Below are 18,876 nucleotides of genomic sequence, written 5' to 3'. Positions count from 1 at the left end.
TATCTATCTCATAAAATCATATGAGGATCAACATCAATCCCGAACTGCACGCCGCGGCCTTCCGTCCCTTGCAGGAACGGCTGGAGCGTTTTGTTGAGCAAGCCAGTTGCATCAACGTTTCCACGATATTTTATCATACATTGAAAACGGTAGCGATCTTTCATACGTGCGATTGGCGAAGCAACAGGACCAAGCACGTCCAACGCCTTGGGTCCACTCGTTCCATCCACTCTGCCATAGACGCCCGCGACGCCCGCCGCATCACGCAGCCGCTGTGCGAATCGTTCGCCAACATCGGTCAACATCGGCAGCTGCTCATGCGACATCGTGATTAGGATTAACCGGCAATATGGCGGGTAACCCATTGCCCTCCTATGCATCAACTCTTCCCGAACGAACGACTCGTAATCATGCTGCTGCGCGGTCTGAATCGCATAATGCTCCGGCGCATACGACTGGATAACGACTTCACCGGGCAGCTCATGCCGTCCTGCGCGTCCCGCCACCTGCGTCAGCAGTTGGAAGGTCCGTTCGGCTGAACGGAAGTCCGGCAGATGGAGCGAAGTATCTGCTGCAATAACCCCGACGAGCGTCACATACGGAAAGTCGAGACCTTTTGCAACCATCTGCGTACCAAGGAGCACATCCGCCTTCCGCTCGCCAAACAGCTTGAGCCATTTCTCGTGCGAGCCTTTCTCCGTCGTCGTATCGACGTCCATCCGAATGACGCGAATACCCGGGAACAGCTTCACCAGTTCTTCTTCAACCCGTTGCGTACCCGTACCGAAGAATCTGATATGCTCGCTCTCACAGGATGGGCATTTGGCAGGTGCACCTTCCGAATGTCCACAGTAGTGACAGCGGAGCAGGCGCGTCTTCTGATGATAGGTCAATGAAATATCGCAGTGCGGACACATCGCTGTGTAGCCACAGGATCGACACATGACGAAGGTCGAATATCCGCGCCGGTTAAGCAGCAGTACCGATTGCTCGCCTCTTTCCAATCGATTAGCGAGCTCTTCATACAGCTTGCGGCTGAACATCGAACGATTGCCCGCTTGCAGTTCACTGCGCATATCGATGACCTCGACCGGCGGCATTGGGCGATCTGCAACGCGTCCAGGCATCGTCAGCAGCGCAGCCGCTGCTGACGCACCGCTGCCATGCTGCGAGCGTATCGCAGTTGCCGCTGCATATGATTCGAGCGAAGGCGTTGCTGACCCGAGCACGACGGCAGCGCCGTGCTGCCTCGCTCGCTTCACTGCAACGTCGCGAGCATGATACTTCGGACTTTCTTCCTGCTTATAGCTCGATTCATGTTCCTCATCGATAATAATTAAGCCAATCGATTCGAACGGAGCGAATATGGCCGACCGAGCGCCGACCGCTACCTGCGCGCGGCGCTCTCGAATTTTGCGCCACTCATCGTACTTCTCACCGTGCGACAACCGGCTATGCAGCACCGCTACCGCATCGCCGAATCGTCCCTTGAAGCGCTCCACCATCTGCGGCGTAAGCGAGATCTCCGGAACGAGTACGATTGCCTGCCGGTCCATATCGAGGCACTCTTGAATGGCTTGTAAATATACTTCTGTCTTACCACTACCCGTTACCCCATGAAGCAGAAACGGCTTCGGTTCACGAGCGTGGACGGAAGCTGCAATCTGCTCCAGCACCTGCGCTTGGCCTTCTGTCAGCTTCAGCGGTTCAGTCTTCTTAAACAAACGCCCCGCATAAGGATCACGTTCCGTCTCGACCTCACGAATGGTAAGCCAGCCCTTATCGGCAACCGCCTTGACGACCGAAGCCGAAGAGCCCGTCTCCGCAAGCAGCTGCTGCATCGGCATCGAAGTACCCACACTAAGCATGTGAGCAAGAATATCTCTCTGCTTCGCAGCACGAGCAGGCCACTGTTCAATTGCGATCTCCGCTTCTTCTACATTATCCGGCGGGAACACCGTCAGAACCTTGCGGATACTGACTTTGTCTCGGATCGCCACCTGCTCCTCGAGCAGGCCTAATCGAATGGCGGCCTTCACATATTCGGCGGCGTCCGGAAAACGTTCACGAAGTGCATCAAGCTTGACTGCCCCACTGCGCTTCAACCATTCCCGCATGCCTTCGGGCAGCAGTACCGCCGCTGCGGCTGCAGGCTCATTGGCTTCGAACGACTCGCTCCAACGGACATATCGCTCCGCCTTGCCTTTAAGTGCTGCTGGCAGCATCGCTTGCAGCGCTGCAATCATCGTACAGCAGTACTTGTCGCTGACCCATTCTGCAAGTTCAATGAGATCAGGTCGCAGCGGCGGCAGCGGATCAAGCAGTTCGGCGATTGCCTTCAGTCTCGATCGGTCTACTTCAGCCGTATCCAGCGGAGCAAGACCAATAACGAAGCCTTGAAGCACGCGTCCTGCGAACGGTACGCCAACACGGCTTCCGGGCTCGATCCAGCCTTGAAGCTCCTGCGGCACTTCATAATCAAAAGGCCGATCCGTCTGACGGCTCGGCACATCTACAATGACGCGCGCGATCATTCGCGCACCTCCTTGGCCTCCGTCTGGGTCATCCGTTCTGACGCTAGCTTGAGCACACGCTTGGCCGCATCGAGCTTGGACATAATCGGCAAAGCTTCAACCAAACCGTCCTTGTCGTATATCCGAATAATATTCGTATCCGTATTGAAGCCCGCACCATCTTCACTCACGTCGTTGGCAACGAGAAGGTCAGCGCGCTTGCGCTGCAGCTTGTCCATTGCGTAATGATCCAAGTCTCCGGTTTCTGCCGCAAAGCCAATTAGAAACTGTGACGTTTTCCGTTCGCCTAGCGTCTGTAGAATATCGGTTGTCTTGACCAGTTCGAGCATAATCCGATCACCGCTCTTCTTGATCTTGGACTCTGCTCGTACGACCGGCCGATAATCGGCGACAGCCGCAGACTTAATGACGAGGTCCGATTGCTCGAACCGCGACAATACCGCTTCAAGCATTTGCTCAGCCGATTCAACACGAACAAGCGAGATGCCATCGGGAATCTTGGCAGTCGTCTTCGCCGCGACTACCGTTACATCAGCGCCGAAGTCGCGAGCGGCAGCAGCGAGCGCAAAGCCCATTTTGCCAGAGGAATCATTCGTCAAATAGCGCACCGGATCAAGTCGTTCCACCGTTCCGCCCGCCGTAATGAGCACTTTCTTCCCCGCGAGCGGCTTCCGTGCGGACTCAGCGAACATGTCGCATACGATCGCCACGATGGACTCAGGCTCTGCGAGACGCCCCTTGGCCACATAACCACACGCCAATTGGCCAGTCTCCGGCTCGATGAAAGTAACGCCACGTTCCGCAAGCAGGCGCAAATTGTGCTGGACAGCAGGATGCTCGTACATATGTACATTCATTGCCGGGGCTACGACTACGGGACAAGTTGCTGCAAGCAGCGTCGAACTAAGCATATCGTCCGCCAGTCCATGTGCCATCTTTGCAATCGTATTCGCCGTCGCTGGAGCGACGATGATCATATCTGCGCGATCAGCCAAATCGATATGCGTGATTACATTAGGATTCTGCTCTTCAAATACGCCTGTATGCACAGGATTACGGGATAGCGCTTGAAGCGTAAGCGGCGTGATGAATTGCGTTGCGCCCTCTGTCATCATGACATGCACATCGAACCCCGCCTGCGTCAGCTTGCTGCACAGCGCGGCGCCCTTATAAGCCGCAATACCACCCGTGATGCCGAGTACAATCGTTTTCCCTTTCATCCGATCGCTCCCTTCCGAAAACAAAAAAATAACAACCGCAATCCGGTTGTCACTTTTCTGCCGTTCTGTTCGGCCAGTATAGGGCGAGTCAAGCATGCGATATCGCCGGCAGTTCACTCGCCTCTGCCGATCTTACCTGTTCTTGTTCTTAATGGATGCTGCAGGCTCTACCGATTCAACCACGAGCATATCATGGTAAATCTCTTCAAGCGCTACGCCTACCTGCTTGTGCGACTTCGCGTTGCGAATTTCTGGCTTTGAACCTTCGCGCAGCATACGCGCGCGACGGGATGCCGCCACAACCAGCTTGTATTTACTGTCTACTTTCTCGATCATTTCATCAATGGATGGATACAGCATATCCTCTCACCTCATCTATGCTTTCTCTGAAGCTGCAGGCATTTGCGGCAGTTCGGTCATTAACCGATCCGCGCGGCAGTGCTCTGCAGTAATGATGCTTTGGATTCGCTGGCATGCAGCATCGATCTCATCATTCACGACAGCGTAGTCGTAATGCTGAAGCAGGTTCATCTCTTCGACTGCAACCGTCATACGGTGATCGATAACGTCCGCATTCTCCGTTCCACGGCCTGTAATGCGCGACTTCAACTCATCGAGCGAAGGCGGCATCAAGAATACAAATACGCCCTCAGGGAATTTCTGTTTCACCTTGAGCGCACCTTGCACTTCAATTTCAAGAATAATGTCCTTGCCCGAAGCAAGTGTCCGATCGACAAAATCACGCGGCGTGCCGTAATAATTACCAACGTATTCGGCCCATTCCAGCAGCGCGTCATTCGCGATCATATCTTGAAATTGTTCCTGCGATTTGAAGAAATAATTGATTCCATTAATCTCGCCTTGCCGCGGGCTGCGCGTCGTCGCAGATACGGAATAAACGAGCTCAGGCATACGATGACGCAAAGAAGCGCACACCGTTCCTTTGCCAACTCCGGACGGCCCGGACAAAACGATCAATAATCCTCTGTTCATAAGACTCCCCGTACTATTCGTCATTATCGTCATCTTTGGCGGACAGACGATGCGCCACAGTCTCTGGCTGCACAGCAGACAGGATGACATGGTCACTGTCCGTAATGATGACTGCACGCGTCCGGCGACCGTATGTTGCATCAATCAACATATGACGATCCCGCGCCTCTTGGATAATTCTCTTGATCGGTGCCGATTCCGGACTGACGATCGAGATGATCCGATTGGCGGACACGATATTGCCGAATCCGATATTGATAAGCTTGATTGCCATCTCAACTTCCCCCTCCGGTCTTCACATGCAAACTGCGTACGAATGAAAAATGCTTGCTAAGATTCGGAACGAGCAAGTCCCGGCTGCCGGAAAAAAGAAAGGTTTGGCAGAGCCCTGCACTAGTGTTGACGAATCCAGAGGCTCTCATACTCTCGTACCGGCATGGCAAGTGCATTGTTTATCTATTTTAAAGGATTTTAATGCATCTCACAAGCTATTTTTGTATAAATCAGCTGAATATCGGCGAAAAACACCGAAATTCGACCAAATGCTCCACTTGCGGCTGACTATCCACGTACGGGTGCGGGACTCGTCAATGACCCCTTATGCTCATATCAAGTCATTAATCCGCTTTCATTGATAGAGCAGAAAGTGGGATCGGCTGCCCGACCCCACTATTGGTTCCTGAATTATTAAAGCTTGCCTGCGAACACAACCGCCGCTGGGCCTGTCATGTACACATGATTGTCTGCCTCGTTCCACTCGATGAACAGGTCGCCGCCCTTGAGCGAAACCGTCACGTTGCGGTCTGTCAGACCGTTCAGTACAGAGGATACAGCCGTTGCACAAGCACCTGTGCCACATGCAAGCGTAGGGCCTGCTCCGCGCTCCCATACGCGCATATCCGTTTGCGAACGAGAGTTTACCGTAACGAACTCTACATTCGTTTTACGCGGGAACGTTGGATGCGTTTCAATTTTTGGTCCCCATGCCGCAAGATCAAAATTGACCGCATCGTCCACGTAAATAACGCAGTGCGGGTTGCCCATCGATACGGCCGTGAATGTGAATGTACGTCCGTCCACTTCAAGACGCTGCTCGATTACACGATCGGCATCGATCGTAGTTGGCACCTGCAGACCTTTCAGAATCGGTTCACCCATGTCAACGCGTACCGTCTCTACGACGCCATCTTTCACGTTAAGCTGTACAGGCTGAACGCCTGCGCCAAGCGTCTCAATCGTAATGTTCGTGCGGTCGATCAGCTTGTTGTCGTACACATATTTGGATACGCAGCGGATTGCGTTACCGCACTGCTCAGCCTCCGAACCGTCGGAGTTGATGATGCGCATCCGGAAATCCGCCTTTTCGCTAGGCAGAATATAAACAAGACCATCCGCTCCGATACCAAAGAATCGGTTGCAAAGCTCGATCGCCAGTTCCGATGCATTCTCAGGCAGCGCTTGTTCTCCTGCTACGACGATGAAGTCATTGCCAAGTCCGTGCATTTTCACAAATTCCATTGAAATCGGTCCCTTCTGCAAGTCATAAAAGCAGCCGCTAGCGAGCAGCCGCCGACATTTTGGTACTAGCATAATGGAAAAGGGGGCCGGACTCCATTCTCTAATTGCACATTCATTTGCACTATTCCGCTAGTCTGCACGTACGGAAACAACCTCCTGCCCCGGATCGCTCCGAGCACAGGAGGCTGCTTGATCCTTATGTTGAAGAATAAGGACTGCACTGTTCCTTTTAGAGTGAGGCGACAACCAATTTCACCGTGCCGTGGAATGTTTGCCCGATGGTGTCCACTTCGTTTTCGACTTTTTGCGGCCGGAGCTGAGCACGCTGCCGATGCCCATGACGAACGTCGGAATACCTGCCGCGACGAACACGAGACACCATTCGCGGAAGTCGAGCGGCACGGTCTTGAATACCGGTTGAAGCGGCTTCAAGTACAGAACGCCCAGCATCAGCACGAGCGAAGACAATACGGCGAACACGAGATATTTATTTTGCAAAATATTACGATGGAAGATGGACCGCGAGCTGCGGCAGTCAAACACATGGATAAGCTGAGCAAGTACCAATGTCGCGAACGCAACCGTCTGCGCCAATACAAGCTGGCCAGCATCCCCTGGCGCCTTGGACAATGTGAGCCAGAACGCGCCAAGCGTACAGACGCCGATCAGTATGCCGCGGCTGATGATTTTCCAACCCAACCGCCTTGCGAAGATGCTTTCCACTGAAGACCGCGGCTTCATCTTCATCAAGTCCTTCTCCGCCTGATCGACGCCAAGCGCCATCGCAGGCAGACCGTCTGTGACGAGGTTAACCCACAGAATCTGAATCGGAATAAGCGGCAGCGGCAGTCCCGCCATCATGGCCAAGAACATCGTCAAGATTTCACCAACGTTCGAAGCGAGCAGGTAACGAATAAATTTGCGAATGTTCTCATAGATGTTCCGGCCTTCTTCTATGGCTGCTACGATCGTTGCGAAGTTGTCATCGCTCAAGATGAGTGCGGAAGCTTCCTTCGAAACGTCAGTGCCCGAAATCCCCATTGCGATGCCGATATCAGCCGCCTTGATCGCTGGCGCGTCATTGACACCGTCCCCTGTCATGGCAACGACATGTCCTTGGCGCTGAAGCGACTTCACGATACGCAGCTTGTGTTCCGGCGATACGCGCGCATAAACGTAAATATTGTCAGAGATCTTATCAAGCTGCTCGTCATCCATCTGCGACAGCTCGCGACCGCTAATCGCAATCCCGCCTCTAGGCATAATGCCAAGCTGATTCGCAATTGCCTCAGCTGTTAACTGGTGATCCCCTGTGATCATAACCGTCTTGATGCCAGCGCGGCGGCACGTTGCGATTGCTTCACGCACCTCTTTGCGAGGCGGGTCGATCATACCAGTCAATCCGGCAAAAATAAGCTGAGATTCGGCTTCTTCCGTCGTCTCACAACGATCATGCGAGCGCAGATCCCGATAGGCAAACCCAAGCACGCGCAGCGCTGATCCTGCCATTTGCTCTGATGCTTCCGCTACCTTGCGCTTAAGCGTCGCGGTGAAAGGCATAACCTTGTCTTCCCACAGCACGTAAGCGCATTGCTCCATGAGCATATCCGGTGCACCTTTGGCGCATACGAGCCTGCCGCCCTGATGCGAGACGATGACGGACATCCGCTTGCGTTCGGAATCGAACGGAAACTCAGCGATCCGCTTGTACAACGGCTCAAGCGACTTCGCGGACATGCCCAGCTTGGACGATAATACAGTAAGCGCACCTTCGGTCGGGTCACCTTTGAGCTGCCATTCTTCCTTGCGCTCTGCGCTTTTCTTACCCTTGCCGTCTTTATCCTCCGCTTCGGCATTTCTAACGACTTCGGCATTGTTGCAAAGCGCCGCTATCTGCAATAAGCGTCTCAGCGACTGATCATGCTTCGGATCGACAGGCTTGCCATGCTCGTACGCTTCGCCGACAGGCTCATACCCTTCGCCTGTAATTTGAATAGCACGGCCGCTCAGCCAAACGCCGGTTACTGTCATTTTGTTCTGTGTCAGCGTGCCGGTCTTATCCGAGCATATGACGGATGCACAGCCCAGCGTCTCCACGGATGGCAGCTTCCTTACGATCGCCTTCCGCTTGATCATTCGCTGCACGCCAAGCGCGAGCGCGATCGTAACGATCGCCGGCAGCCCTTCCGGGATTGCAGCTACGGCAAGGCTTACGCCAGCCAGGAACATGCCATATGCCGGCTGTCCGTGCATGATGCCCGCGATAACGACGAGAACTGTCAACGCTACGGCGACGATAATCAGAATTTTGCCCAGCTGCTCCAGCCGTCGCTGCAATGGTGTTTCCATTTCCTCTGTCTTCTGAATGAGGTCGGCGATGCGTCCCATCTCGGTCTCCATCCCTGTTCGGATGACAACCCCTTTGCCTGTCCCTCCTGTCAGCATCGTGCCCATGAAGCCGATGTTGCGCTGATCGCCTAATGGCAGCTCAGGTTCTGTGATAGGATTAGCATGCTTCCCTACTGGAACGGATTCACCGGTCAGTGCCGATTCCTCAGCATAGCAGCTGTTAGCTTGTATGAATCGAATGTCGGCCGGTACACGGTCACCACTCTCCAGCAAAACCAAATCACCAGGGACAAGCTCGCTAGCTGGCACAATATCCGTATTGCCATCACGGATAACCTTCGCTGTCGGGGCCGACAGCGCCTTCAGCGCACGCAATGAACGCTCTGCTCGGAACTCTTGTACAAAACCAAGCACAGCGTTCAATACGATGATCGCCACAATCGTAATAGCATCAAGGAACTCGCCAAGCAGGCCAGAAATGAGTGTTGCACCCATTAAGACGAGAACCATGAAATCTTTGAACTGATTCAAGAACAATAACAGCGGTGAAACACGAGCCCCTTCAGACAGCTCATTGTGGCCAAACTGCCTCAGCCGTTCCTCCGCCGTCGCCCCTGTCAGCCCGCGAGCCGTATCGCAGCCTAACGATTGCTCCAGCGTCTCTGTTGGCAATTGATGCCATCTGTTCTGATCCATGCGAATAATCTCCCTCCCGCGATAAGCCGATTCGCCGAACAATACAGTTGCACAGGCGGACAGCCTTCCTGCCTCCAATCTATTCGGACAATCCGCAAATTATCCCAGCCCGGGACTTAAGTTTTTCGCTTGACTATGGCATGATAGGAATTGAGAAGCTACAGCTAAAGGAGAACCCAATCACCATGTCAATGGACGGTATCGTAATTCGAGCTGTCGTGCACGAGCTCCAATCGTGCGTCGGCAGCCGCATTCATAAAATTCATCAACCTACACCACATGATCTTGTTGTACAAATTCGCGGTGGATCGACACCAGGCAAGCTGCTCCTGTCCGCCAATCCAACCTACCCTCGGGTCCACTGGACGGAGGCGGCTTTCGTCAATCCGCAGGAAGCGCCTATGTTCTGCATGCTCATGCGCAAATATTGCGAAGGCGCGGTAATCGAGTCGATTACGCAGCCAGGCAGAGAACGCGTCATCCATATTGATATTCGCCAACGAGATGAGCTAGGCGATCTGTCGTTCAAGCGTATCATCGTCGAAATCATGGGACGGCACAGCAATATTATTTTGTTAGATCCCGCAACAGGAACGATTCACGACGGCATTCACCACGTGACGCCTGCGCTGAGCAGCTATCGCGTTGTTATGCCAGGTGCAGCCTATACGACACCACCGGAGCAGAACAAGATCGATCCGATTACCGTTATGACGGAAGAGGCATTCCAATTAGCTTGGGATCAGTCTGAAGGCGCGGAGGCGGCAGACAAAAAACTCGTCGCTTCGTTCGGCGGGGTTAGCCCGCTTCTCGCGGGTGAAATCGTACATCGCGCGGCAGCATTTTTAGCAGGGGACAGCGATCCCGTTGCTCTAACCGCGTCTGCGGTATGGCCCGCTTTTAACGAGATGATGACCTCGTTCCGCGAGGAACGCTATTCGCCGAATATCGTGACTGAAACAAGAAGCGGAAAGTCTTATTTCTCAGCAACAGAGCTTACACGGTACGAGGGCGAATCGACTTCATATGATTCCATCAGTGCCTGCCTCGAAGCTTATTACGGTGACAAAGCAGAGCGCGATACGGTCAAACAGCGTGCATCCGATCTGCTTAAATTCGTCGTCAATGAGATTGCGAAGAATAAGATCAAGCTGGAGAAGCTGAAAGAGACGATAGAGGAAGCTAAAGGTGCCGATCGCTATCGCGTGCTTGGAGAGCTGTTAACCGCCTATATGCATTCGATCAGCAAAGGCGATACCGCCATCGAGGTTATCAATTATTACGATGAAGAGCAGCTGCCCCTCACTATCGAACTGGATCCACTCATGACGCCTTCGGAAAATGCGCAGCGATATTTCCGCAAATATAACAAACAGAAAAACAGTCTGATCGCGGTTGAAGAGCAGATTAAAATTACCGAAGCGGAAACAGCTTACTTCGAGCAAGTACTTCTGCAGCTGCAGACGGCGGCGCTTCAGGATTTGCAGGAGATCCGCGACGAGCTGGTCGAAGGTCAATATTTGCGCGATCGCGGCAATAAGAAGGGCAGCAAGAAGAAGAAACCGACAAAACCTTCACTGCTCTGTTACACGTCCTCGGAAGGCATTCCAATCTTCGTAGGCAAAAACAATACGCAGAACGAATATTTGACGAACAAGCTCGCCGCTTCTTCCGACACTTGGCTGCATACGAAAGACATCCCAGGCTCACACGTCGTCATTCGCAGTGAAAGCTTCGGCGAAGCGACGCTTCAGGAGGCCGCGATGCTAGCAGCCTATTACAGCCAGGCTCGCGAATCGAGTCAAGTGCCTGTCGATACGACGTTAATTCGCCACGTACGCAAGCCGAATGGCGCGAAACCCGGCTTCGTCATCTACGATAAGCAAAAAACGATCTTCATCACGCCGGATGAACAGCGTATTCGTACACTGCCGCATACGGTTAAATAATGATTTTCACCTAAATCCTTAGTACTTCTACCCACTTAAATCCTCCCTGCTAGGGAGGACCCCAGGGGGCTCCCGCCCCCTGGACCCCGGAAGGGGCTGGTGGCCGGACTGAAGGCTGCGTAAGGTACTGCATGCTAAGAGTCGCGTGCCCAATGGGGCACAGCTCTTGTTCGAGCTCTTTAGTAACAAACAAAAAAGCGCTGCTAAGCAACGCTTTTTTTGTTTGGGCCATTATTCTATTTGGTGTGACGTAGTTGTTGAAGCTTCGAAATCACATTGGCATCGACATTGCGACCACCGATCGGACCATGGAACACGACGCCGCGCTTCTCACCATGGAAATCCGAGCCGCCCGTTGCCACAAGGCCATAACGCCCCGCCATCGCGATATACCGCCGTTCGTCTTCTGGGGTATGATCCGAATGATACACTTCAATGCCCGCAACACCGCCGTGCTTCACGATCTCTTCTACGAGATCATCGTCACCGTATAAACCTGGATGCGCAATCACGCATACGCCTCCGGCTTCGCGAATCCAATCCACCGCATCCGTCGGCAGCGGACGTGAAGGATTGCAATACGCTAATCCCTGTTCGCCTAGGTAACGATCGAATGCTTCGCGAATATCGGCAACAATACCTCGCTCGACTAACGCATCCGCAAGATGCGGCCTTCCAATCTGTTCGGCGCTGTCCGCCTTCTTCCCGCTGCGGCTGGCAAGCTCGACGATTTCCTCCAGCGTCACATCGATTCCCAGCTCTTGAAGCTTCTCGATCATCATCAGATTTCGCCGTCCGCGAAACCCTTGCTGGCGTTTCAGCCTCTCCTGCCACATGGCATCTTCAGCATTACACCAATAACCAAGGATATGGATGTCACGCCCGTGTATAGCTGTGCTGAGCTCAATGCCAGGAATGACCTGAATCCCAAGCCTTTCACCTTCGGCAATCGCTTCCGTACAGCCAGCCATCGTATCATGATCCGTAATGGCAACAGCGGCAAGTCCCGCTTCTTTCGCTAATCTAACGACGACAGCCGGTGCATGAGTCCCGTCCGAAGAAGTCGTATGTGTATGAAGATCCGCCCGTTCGTTTACAACCATTGTTTCAAATCCCTCTCTCGCAAGAAAGTTAAAAATGTAACCGCGGAAATCGGAAGCAGCGCGGACTTCAGATGAATCGAATAAAAATGTCGTCTAAAGTTAACATCCGAAAGCGGCACAACACGAATCAAGCCCAGCGCTACCTCATGCTTAATTGAGGAGGAGGACACAATCGAAATGCCGACACCTGCTTCGACAGCCGATTTCACTGCACCTGTACTGCCAAGCTCCATTACAATCTCAAGCGAGTTCGGATCAATATCTTGCTTGCGCAGCTGATCCTCCATAACAAGCCGTGTCCCAGAGCCCTGTTCGCGAACGACGAATGGATGCTTCACCGCATCGGCCAGCGTCACCTGCTTCTGCGAAGCAAGCGGATGGTTAGGGGCAACAATGAGTACAAGTTCATCGCTAAGCACCTTGTCCATCTGCATATCAGCATGGCTGACCGGCGCTTCGATAAGGCCGAAGTTAAGCTGGTTATTCATAATGTCTTCAATGATTTGTGCGGTGTTCATCACTTTCATGCTTATCGAAATATGCGGATACTCCAACCCGAATGGTCCGAGCAGCCGCGGTAAAATATATTCCCCAATCGTTAAGCTCGCGCCAAGCTGCAGCCGTCCCTTCAGCTTACTCGTAAACAGCGACATTGCTTGATCCGTCTCGCGTATGAGGTCCAGGCTCCGCTGTGCATAAGGAAGCAGTGCTCGGCCTGCCTCGGTCAGATCAATTCGCTTAGTCGAGCGCTGCAGCAGCTTCGTACCGAAATAGTCCTCCAATGATTGTACCTGCATCGTAACCGCTGGCTGCGTCATATGCAGCGCTTGGGCAGCAGCTGAAAAGCTGCCTTTCTCGGCAACCGTGAAAAAAATATGTAATTGATGAAAGTTTAACGCCATAATCTGTCGTTCCTGCCTTCCCGATCGTTCCGATAGTGGCTATATCTCACTATTATACCGCAAACCTTGGCCTGTTACCGCAAAATAAAAAGAAGCGCCGAGGGCACTTCTTTAAGAAATTGTTCGCTATTTTCTTTTCCTGCTGTTCTTAATCAGCGTCATCCGGCGAGAGTGGCGAAGCCACGAATAGTATGATTTCAAATCACGCAGCTCGATGGTCTCCGACATGCGGCCGAGGAACGTGACGACAATCATCTTATGCAGTGGATTGCCGATCAAATCCGTCTCTTTCTCAAGCTCGGCAAATTCTGCCACAAACACGAGATCATCATCAATTAAGTATACGTCTTGCTCATTGCGGTAATAAGATGCAACTCGTCCTTGCTTTAAACATTGCCACATAAACTCGGCGATATCGGCGAAGCCGGTCTTACTGGTTTCTACCCGATCCATCCAACGACTCTTAGCATGATTCGTAATTACTACGTCAGCGACTTTCTTATCAGCCAATTCAACATAAAACGGTTCGTAAGTACTCCATCTCTCGGTTAACTTGTCTCTCATCCCGACTCACCCCTCCCCGGGAAGCAGGTCTTTATTCCTAGTAATATGCTCGCTTCCATTCTATCATTCCGTGTTGATATTTCAACATAAAAATAAAGCCGAGCCAATATTGTTATAAAATGTATTACTCCTAAGTAAAGTATACCACATATATTTCACTTCGTTAAAATTAAAAATAGATAAAAAAAAATTCTCTGCGTCTTTCCAACCGGAAATACGAAACGCAGAGAATTTCACCTGTTGTTATACGAATTATATGCTGTAAGAACGAGTCTTATCCGGCACCTTACTTGCATACTCCGTCTTCAGCTCGTTGCGGTAAGACCGCTCCAGCTTGCGTACGAATGGCAGCCTCGCGATATTGCGCGATGTCTCCTCCGCACGGTCTGCATCAACATACATCACAACATAGTGCATCTTCCTGGACATATAGTGCACAGTACCGTATTTATCCAACGAACGGGCCGCCTTCAAATCCGATACCCACACAATATACCCTGTACGTTCCGACAACATGACGACCTTCCCCCTCTATCTCCGCCATCCCATGAGCGCGTTATTGATCCTGCTCGCTTATCCGCAGCCGCCGCTGCCGCAGCCGCATGACCCGCCGCCTCCGCAGCCGCTTCCTTTCGGATTCGGGTCATTGCTTGGCACCTTCACCGATTCTGAAACAGAGTCGGCAATGAGCCGCGAAACGTCATACAGCATCGTATCTACGACCTGCTCAGCCGCCTTGAAGCTGCGAACGACCTCGAACGTATCAAGGCGAGCCTGCGCCTCACGCATACGATCCTTGGCCGCATGGTAATCCGGATGGAAACGGCCGAACCGCTCGCATTCCTGGAACAGCTCCTTCGCTTTCGCAAGCAGCTTAGCGGCAGCCTGAACTTCAGCGTCTTGATCAACAACGGATTTCCAATATAAATAATCGGCGACTTCAGCCGAATGGTTGATTACCTCGCCCAACTCATAGGCCCTGAGAACTATATCGGTCATATCGAGATCCGTCATGATTTCAGCTTCAGCATACGAGACCGAATCCAATTCAAATCGCTCTTCAACCGTTGGCATCCATGCACCTTCTCTCCAGTAGAAATATTCGATCCTCTTTACTATACCATTTCGAAGGACAGAACGATAGAGCGTGCTTATAGCGGAATAATGAGACGCATTTCGTCCCACATATCAGGCAGCAGCCGCACCGGCTCATAAGCTTCCTCCGAGCGCAAATAGCCAGCTACAGACCACGAGTCGTGACTATCGTCAAGCCGTTCAGGAACAAGCTCTACAAGCCTTCCTCCCGTTCGAAGCTCAAGCGGCGCTCCCCACGCCAAAGCCTGCTCAATCATCTGCTTCCTCGTCGAAAAATGATACTGCCGCAGTTGGCCCGTCCACGCTGCTGGCCATTCCGCGGGAGCTGCGCCAGCCTGCTCTAACTTCATAAGCTGCTCATTGACGGCTAACAGCTCATACATATGAAGAGCGTGCTCGTCATAAATGAACGCTGCAGGGACAGTGACACCGGAGCTTGTTCGTCTGCTTGCTGGTTTACGTTTGTTGACTGTGCCAGTGCGAGCCGTCTCCTCAGGCTCGACTGTAGGTTCCTGACGCATCGGCGGCCATCCCGCTCGTTCCAGCTCTCGACGCACTTGCACCTCATCGCTCTGACGAATTATGAATGTCCGATCCCCAAGCCGTTCCTGCAGCAATGATGACAATGCTTCACGGCTAGCAGCCGCATCAGCAATTTCTTTGGTGTCGCATCGCAGCAGCATGACTTGTTCGATCATGGTACGTCCAGCACGCGAAACCCAGTGCAGGATGGAGTGTTCAAGCTCTTCAGGCAGCGGAACATCACCTGATGCATGCTGCAGGTCTGCTACGAGCCGCTTAGCTGTAACACCTCGTTCAGCTGCCGCCATAACTGATTTATCGGTTATTCGGTAAAATGTCACAGTATCGTCGTTGACCCATTCCGCAGCTTGTTCGACCAGCCAACGTACAGAAAACGTCACACCAGGCGGAACGATGACTTCGCCATCGGGCAGTATAAGGATCGACTCTGTAATAGCATTACCCGTTACGTCTGACCAGGGATCAATCAACCACTGGAACTTCCAGCCACCTGTATAACCTGACGTCATTGATGCCCATCCACATGCACACAACGCTTCTATCCACTGGGACAGGAACGGATGCAACGGTTCATTCATCTGGTGGCTCTCGTTTGTCCCAAGCAGCAGCAAGCCGGACGTCAGAGCAGCTTCGGCAGGATTACGGAAACCGTAACGAATCGTAAACAAACGAATCAGCTCTGCCTCGCGCACGAACGGATTGCCACCGAGCCATCCCTCTAACGTATCGGTAGACCAACTCCAAGCCTGCTCTGCGCCTTCCCGATGGACGATCAAACCAAGCCTTGCGGCAATATCGAGCGCAAGCGAGAAGGCAAACGGATATTGTTCTTGGTAGACGGGCCGAAGTCGTCCGAATGCATCTACATCCCGTAGTGCAATGATGCGAGCGATGTCTGCTGCTATTTTTTTCGAAAATAACCCTTTCGACGTTGTGTCTAACCCAATCGTATGGAGCGCTGCATAGGCACGTACCAACCTTCTCCCCAGTGGAACGGAAGAAGCGTTCTCGTCGAAAGCCAATTTCGTTTCCGACCCTTCACTGCTGCCAAATTGACTCATACCCCCTTCAGTCCGATCTATGAAATCGTCCACTGGAGAAGAGGCGGCAAGCGCCCGTCTCCAAGCTAAGTAACAGTCAGAAGGCAAAAACAACAGCTGCTCGCCCCACGACTTGCGAACCGCGAAGAGAACGCCACTCGATCGCAGATCGCGCAGCGCTGAACGTAATTCCGCTCCTGCCAGCCCGGCTTCTTGCACACAGCGAGCTTGAAGCTGTTCTTCTTGAATCGGGATCGGCCCAATGCTGCGAACCCAGTAACGGATAAGTCGTTCGGTGTGAGGAGACATTTTCGCCAGCATCTCGCGTAAGACATCAGGTCTTAGAATCGCTTCCGACCACCGCACCTCAGTCCCCCACATCGAGGCTTGATCCAAACGAGCCAACTCATCAACTGATAGTCGTCTCCGCAGTTCATTCAGCATCATGGCCCTTCTCCTCCTTCATCTGCACAGCAGCAGCCGTTAGACTGTAACGGTACCCCTGCTCGATCATGAAACGTTGGCGCTTAAGCGCATAATCTACCTCCGTTGTCCCTTCTGTCACTAGGGAATAGAACACCGCTTCGCTATGATCACGCTTCGGACGCAGCAGCCGCCCAATCCGCTGCGCTTCTTCCTGTCTTGAACCATAGCTGCCCGACACTTGAACAGCGACGGAGGCATCCGGCAGATCAACAGCGAAATTCGCAACTTTCGATACAACGAGAACAGGATGCTCGCCACGGCGGAATGCTTCATACAGCCTTGCCCGTTCCTCCTGTGCCACCTCGCCTGTCAGCAAGGGCGCACCCAGCTCGTTAGCAAGCTTCTCCAACTGCCGAAGATAAACGCCGATAACAAGGGCAGGCCGTCCCTTGTGGCGGGACAGAAGCTGCCGTACAACGGCTGTCTTATTCGGGTTCTCGGCAGCAAGCCGTGCGCGAGCCCGCGCATTGCCGACCCAATAGGCAGACGCATCATGAAGTGGAACTCGCACCTCCTCACAATGTATCGCGGCGATGTCCCCACTCTGCTCCAGCTGCTTCCAAGGCAGTTCATATCGCTTCGGTCCTATGAGAGAGAACACATCACGCTCTCGACCATCCTCACGTACAAGTGTTGCCGTCAGTCCAAGTCTGCGCGTTGCTTGCAGATCTGCTGTCATGCGAAACACAGGTGCGGGCAGCATATGCACCTCGTCATAAATGATGAGCCCCCAATCGCGCTCGCCGAACAACTGCAAATGGCGGTAATCTTGCTCCTCGGCACCTACAGCGTTTGATTCGCTTGATGCGGCACTGGTAGCCATCATATTATAGGTCGCGATCGTAATCGGACGTACCTGCTTCTGCTTGGATGAATACTCGCCGATCGATTCACTGTCTATCGTTGTTTTATCCAATATCTCCGACTTCCACTGATTTACAGATGTTAGGCTAGAGGTAAGAATAAGCGTCGCACACTGCAGCCGAGAGAGAACGCCTATGCCAACTATCGTCTTCCCTGCACCGCAAGGCAGCACAATGACCCCACTTCCGCCGCCTGCACGGCTGTCCTCGAAGAAACGGTCTACCGCCTGGCTCTGGTATTCACGGAGCTTGAACGGCACACCAAGCCGTGTTGCGTCTCTAAGCGTCACAGATAGCGTCTCCCCGCTCCGATAGCCTGCTGTATCGATGACAGGATAACCAAGCCGGAGAAGTTCCTGCTTCAATAAACCACGCCGATCCGTTCGAAGCGATATCGTTGCAGCGTCAACACGAGTACTGAACATCGAATTAAGCGACGCTTCACCGGCAATATCATTGATGATTGCCTCGTCGCCGCGCAGTTGTAAAAGTTGTTCCTCGCCATTCATCCGTTCCAGCATTAAACGGCCATAGCGCCCCATAATCTGTCGAATCGACCGGATGACCTGTTCAGCTATGGCATATCGCGCATGATCATTGAGCATCTCAATCACTTCATCTGCCTGCATACCCAATGATGCCGCATTCCACAACGCTAGATGCGTCATCCGATAGGTATGGAGCGGACCTGCCTGCTTCATGAGCTCTGCGAATACAGACAACCGTTCACGTATGCTATCATCATTCGCCGTCCGTTCATCATAAAGAATCGTCAGATCCGATAGAACGATAATCGGCTTCCCTTTCGATTCCATCATAACCTCACTCCGATTCCATAAGGACTCCATACAAGATTAGTTTCATATCCTGCTCCCCTTTTTATCCACTTCAGCCCCCGTCCATTCGTGGCGCACCCGTTTTATTTTGGTAAAATTCATAATTTTGCCATACTTGAATTGCACGTATTGTCTCGGAAAAATAAATAGGCAGCCGAGCGAGGCTCGACTGCCTGTTAAACCAA

The 18,876-nt window shown here is 52.7% G+C and carries 15 protein-coding genes; 1 reads left to right on the top strand and 14 read right to left on the bottom strand.

From position 1 onward, the window contains the following. Positions 1–8: 8 nt before the first annotated feature. The 7 genes from priA to DFQ01_RS05610 form a co-directional block, all read right to left on the bottom strand. On the bottom strand, positions 9–2,534 hold the full coding sequence (gene priA, locus DFQ01_RS05640) for a primosomal protein N' (RefSeq protein WP_110042910.1): 2,526 nt from the start codon (positions 2,532–2,534) through the stop codon (positions 9–11). Continuing rightward, positions 2,531–3,754, bottom strand: coding sequence for a bifunctional phosphopantothenoylcysteine decarboxylase/phosphopantothenate--cysteine ligase CoaBC (coaBC, locus tag DFQ01_RS05635; RefSeq protein WP_110042909.1), 1,224 nt, complete (start codon positions 3,752–3,754; stop codon positions 2,531–2,533). Before coaBC ends, priA begins: the two co-directional genes overlap by 4 nt. A 132-nt stretch (positions 3,755–3,886) precedes the next feature. Beyond that, the gene (rpoZ, locus tag DFQ01_RS05630) at positions 3,887–4,114 is read right to left on the bottom strand and encodes a DNA-directed RNA polymerase subunit omega (RefSeq protein ID WP_110042908.1); all 228 of its coding nucleotides are present in this window, start codon (positions 4,112–4,114) and stop codon (positions 3,887–3,889) included. Between the two features lie 15 nt (positions 4,115–4,129). Beyond that, positions 4,130–4,747 carry a guanylate kinase gene (gmk, locus tag DFQ01_RS05625; protein WP_110042907.1) on the bottom strand — a complete coding sequence of 206 codons (618 nt, stop codon included), beginning with the start codon at positions 4,745–4,747 and terminating at the stop codon, positions 4,130–4,132. 13 nt (positions 4,748–4,760) lie between these two features. Further along, positions 4,761–5,021 carry an extracellular matrix/biofilm regulator RemA gene (remA, locus tag DFQ01_RS05620; RefSeq protein WP_044479181.1) on the bottom strand — a complete coding sequence of 87 codons (261 nt, stop codon included), beginning with the start codon at positions 5,019–5,021 and terminating at the stop codon, positions 4,761–4,763. A 413-nt stretch (positions 5,022–5,434) separates the two neighbouring features. After that, positions 5,435–6,265 (bottom strand): diaminopimelate epimerase, encoded by an 831-nt coding sequence (gene dapF, locus DFQ01_RS05615; protein WP_110042906.1) that lies wholly within the window; start codon positions 6,263–6,265, stop codon positions 5,435–5,437. Positions 6,266–6,517: 252 nt separating this feature from the next. Then, entirely contained in the window at positions 6,518–9,310 is a 2,793-nt protein-coding gene (locus DFQ01_RS05610; protein ID WP_110043263.1) for a calcium-translocating P-type ATPase, SERCA-type, read from the bottom strand. Between the two features lie 185 nt (positions 9,311–9,495). Here DFQ01_RS05610 and DFQ01_RS05605 point away from each other — a divergent pair, with 185 nt between their 5' ends. Next, positions 9,496–11,259, top strand: coding sequence for an Rqc2 family fibronectin-binding protein (locus tag DFQ01_RS05605; RefSeq protein ID WP_110042905.1), 1,764 nt, complete (start codon positions 9,496–9,498; stop codon positions 11,257–11,259). A 236-nt stretch (positions 11,260–11,495) separates the two neighbouring features. Here DFQ01_RS05605 and DFQ01_RS05600 read toward each other — a convergent pair whose 3' ends face one another. From DFQ01_RS05600 to DFQ01_RS05570, 7 genes are all read right to left on the bottom strand, one after another. Next, on the bottom strand, positions 11,496–12,362 hold the full coding sequence (locus DFQ01_RS05600; protein ID WP_110042904.1) for a PHP domain-containing protein: 867 nt from the start codon (positions 12,360–12,362) through the stop codon (positions 11,496–11,498). After that, positions 12,353–13,264 (bottom strand): selenium metabolism-associated LysR family transcriptional regulator, encoded by a 912-nt coding sequence (locus DFQ01_RS05595; RefSeq protein ID WP_110042903.1) that lies wholly within the window; start codon positions 13,262–13,264, stop codon positions 12,353–12,355. Before DFQ01_RS05595 ends, DFQ01_RS05600 begins: the two co-directional genes overlap by 10 nt. Before the next feature lie 126 nt (positions 13,265–13,390). Continuing rightward, positions 13,391–13,828 carry a hypothetical protein gene (locus tag DFQ01_RS05590; RefSeq protein WP_110042902.1) on the bottom strand — a complete coding sequence of 146 codons (438 nt, stop codon included), beginning with the start codon at positions 13,826–13,828 and terminating at the stop codon, positions 13,391–13,393. 252 nt (positions 13,829–14,080) lie between these two features. After that, positions 14,081–14,344: a YlbG family protein gene (locus DFQ01_RS05585; RefSeq protein WP_110042901.1), complete on the bottom strand. Its 264-nt coding sequence runs from the start codon at positions 14,342–14,344 to the stop codon at positions 14,081–14,083. 57 nt (positions 14,345–14,401) lie between these two features. After that, positions 14,402–14,902 (bottom strand): YlbF/YmcA family competence regulator, encoded by a 501-nt coding sequence (locus tag DFQ01_RS05580; RefSeq protein ID WP_110042900.1) that lies wholly within the window; start codon positions 14,900–14,902, stop codon positions 14,402–14,404. 77 nt (positions 14,903–14,979) lie between these two features. Then, complete coding sequence (locus DFQ01_RS05575; RefSeq protein WP_110042899.1) at positions 14,980–16,953, bottom strand: helicase-associated domain-containing protein; 1,974 nt, start codon at positions 16,951–16,953, stop codon at positions 14,980–14,982. Then, positions 16,940–18,673, bottom strand: coding sequence for a DNA repair helicase XPB (locus tag DFQ01_RS05570; protein WP_174812423.1), 1,734 nt, complete (start codon positions 18,671–18,673; stop codon positions 16,940–16,942). Before DFQ01_RS05570 ends, DFQ01_RS05575 begins: the two co-directional genes overlap by 14 nt. Positions 18,674–18,876: the final 203 nt, after the last annotated feature.

Source organism: Paenibacillus cellulosilyticus, from assembly GCF_003182255.1.
GTDB lineage: Bacteria > Bacillota > Bacilli > Paenibacillales > Paenibacillaceae > Paenibacillus_T > Paenibacillus_T cellulosilyticus.
This window is presented reverse-complemented; position numbering and strand designations above follow the sequence as displayed.

Bases quoted from the DNA above. Each gene is read 5' to 3' on its own strand.
- DFQ01_RS05610 (WP_110043263.1), bottom strand. From the start codon at position 9,310: ATGGATCAGAACAGATGGCATCAATTGCCAACAGAGACGCTGGAGCAA.
- DFQ01_RS05575 (WP_110042899.1), bottom strand. From the start codon at position 16,953: ATGATGCTGAATGAACTGCGGAGACGACTATCAGTTGATGAGTTGGCT.
- priA (WP_110042910.1), bottom strand. From the start codon at position 2,534: ATGATCGCGCGCGTCATTGTAGATGTGCCGAGCCGTCAGACGGATCGG.
- rpoZ (WP_110042908.1), bottom strand. From the start codon at position 4,114: ATGCTGTATCCATCCATTGATGAAATGATCGAGAAAGTAGACAGTAAA.
- coaBC (WP_110042909.1), bottom strand. From the start codon at position 3,754: ATGAAAGGGAAAACGATTGTACTCGGCATCACGGGTGGTATTGCGGCT.
- dapF (WP_110042906.1), bottom strand. From the start codon at position 6,265: ATGGAATTTGTGAAAATGCACGGACTTGGCAATGACTTCATCGTCGTA.
- remA (WP_044479181.1), bottom strand. From the start codon at position 5,021: ATGGCAATCAAGCTTATCAATATCGGATTCGGCAATATCGTGTCCGCC.
- DFQ01_RS05590 (WP_110042902.1), bottom strand. From the start codon at position 13,828: ATGAGAGACAAGTTAACCGAGAGATGGAGTACTTACGAACCGTTTTAT.
- DFQ01_RS05570 (WP_174812423.1), bottom strand. From the start codon at position 18,673: ATGATGGAATCGAAAGGGAAGCCGATTATCGTTCTATCGGATCTGACG.
- DFQ01_RS05600 (WP_110042904.1), bottom strand. From the start codon at position 12,362: ATGGTTGTAAACGAACGGGCGGATCTTCATACACATACGACTTCTTCG.
- gmk (WP_110042907.1), bottom strand. From the start codon at position 4,747: ATGAACAGAGGATTATTGATCGTTTTGTCCGGGCCGTCCGGAGTTGGC.
- DFQ01_RS05585 (WP_110042901.1), bottom strand. From the start codon at position 14,344: ATGTTGTCGGAACGTACAGGGTATATTGTGTGGGTATCGGATTTGAAG.
- DFQ01_RS05595 (WP_110042903.1), bottom strand. From the start codon at position 13,264: ATGGCGTTAAACTTTCATCAATTACATATTTTTTTCACGGTTGCCGAG.
- DFQ01_RS05605 (WP_110042905.1), top strand. From the start codon at position 9,496: ATGTCAATGGACGGTATCGTAATTCGAGCTGTCGTGCACGAGCTCCAA.
- DFQ01_RS05580 (WP_110042900.1), bottom strand. From the start codon at position 14,902: ATGCCAACGGTTGAAGAGCGATTTGAATTGGATTCGGTCTCGTATGCT.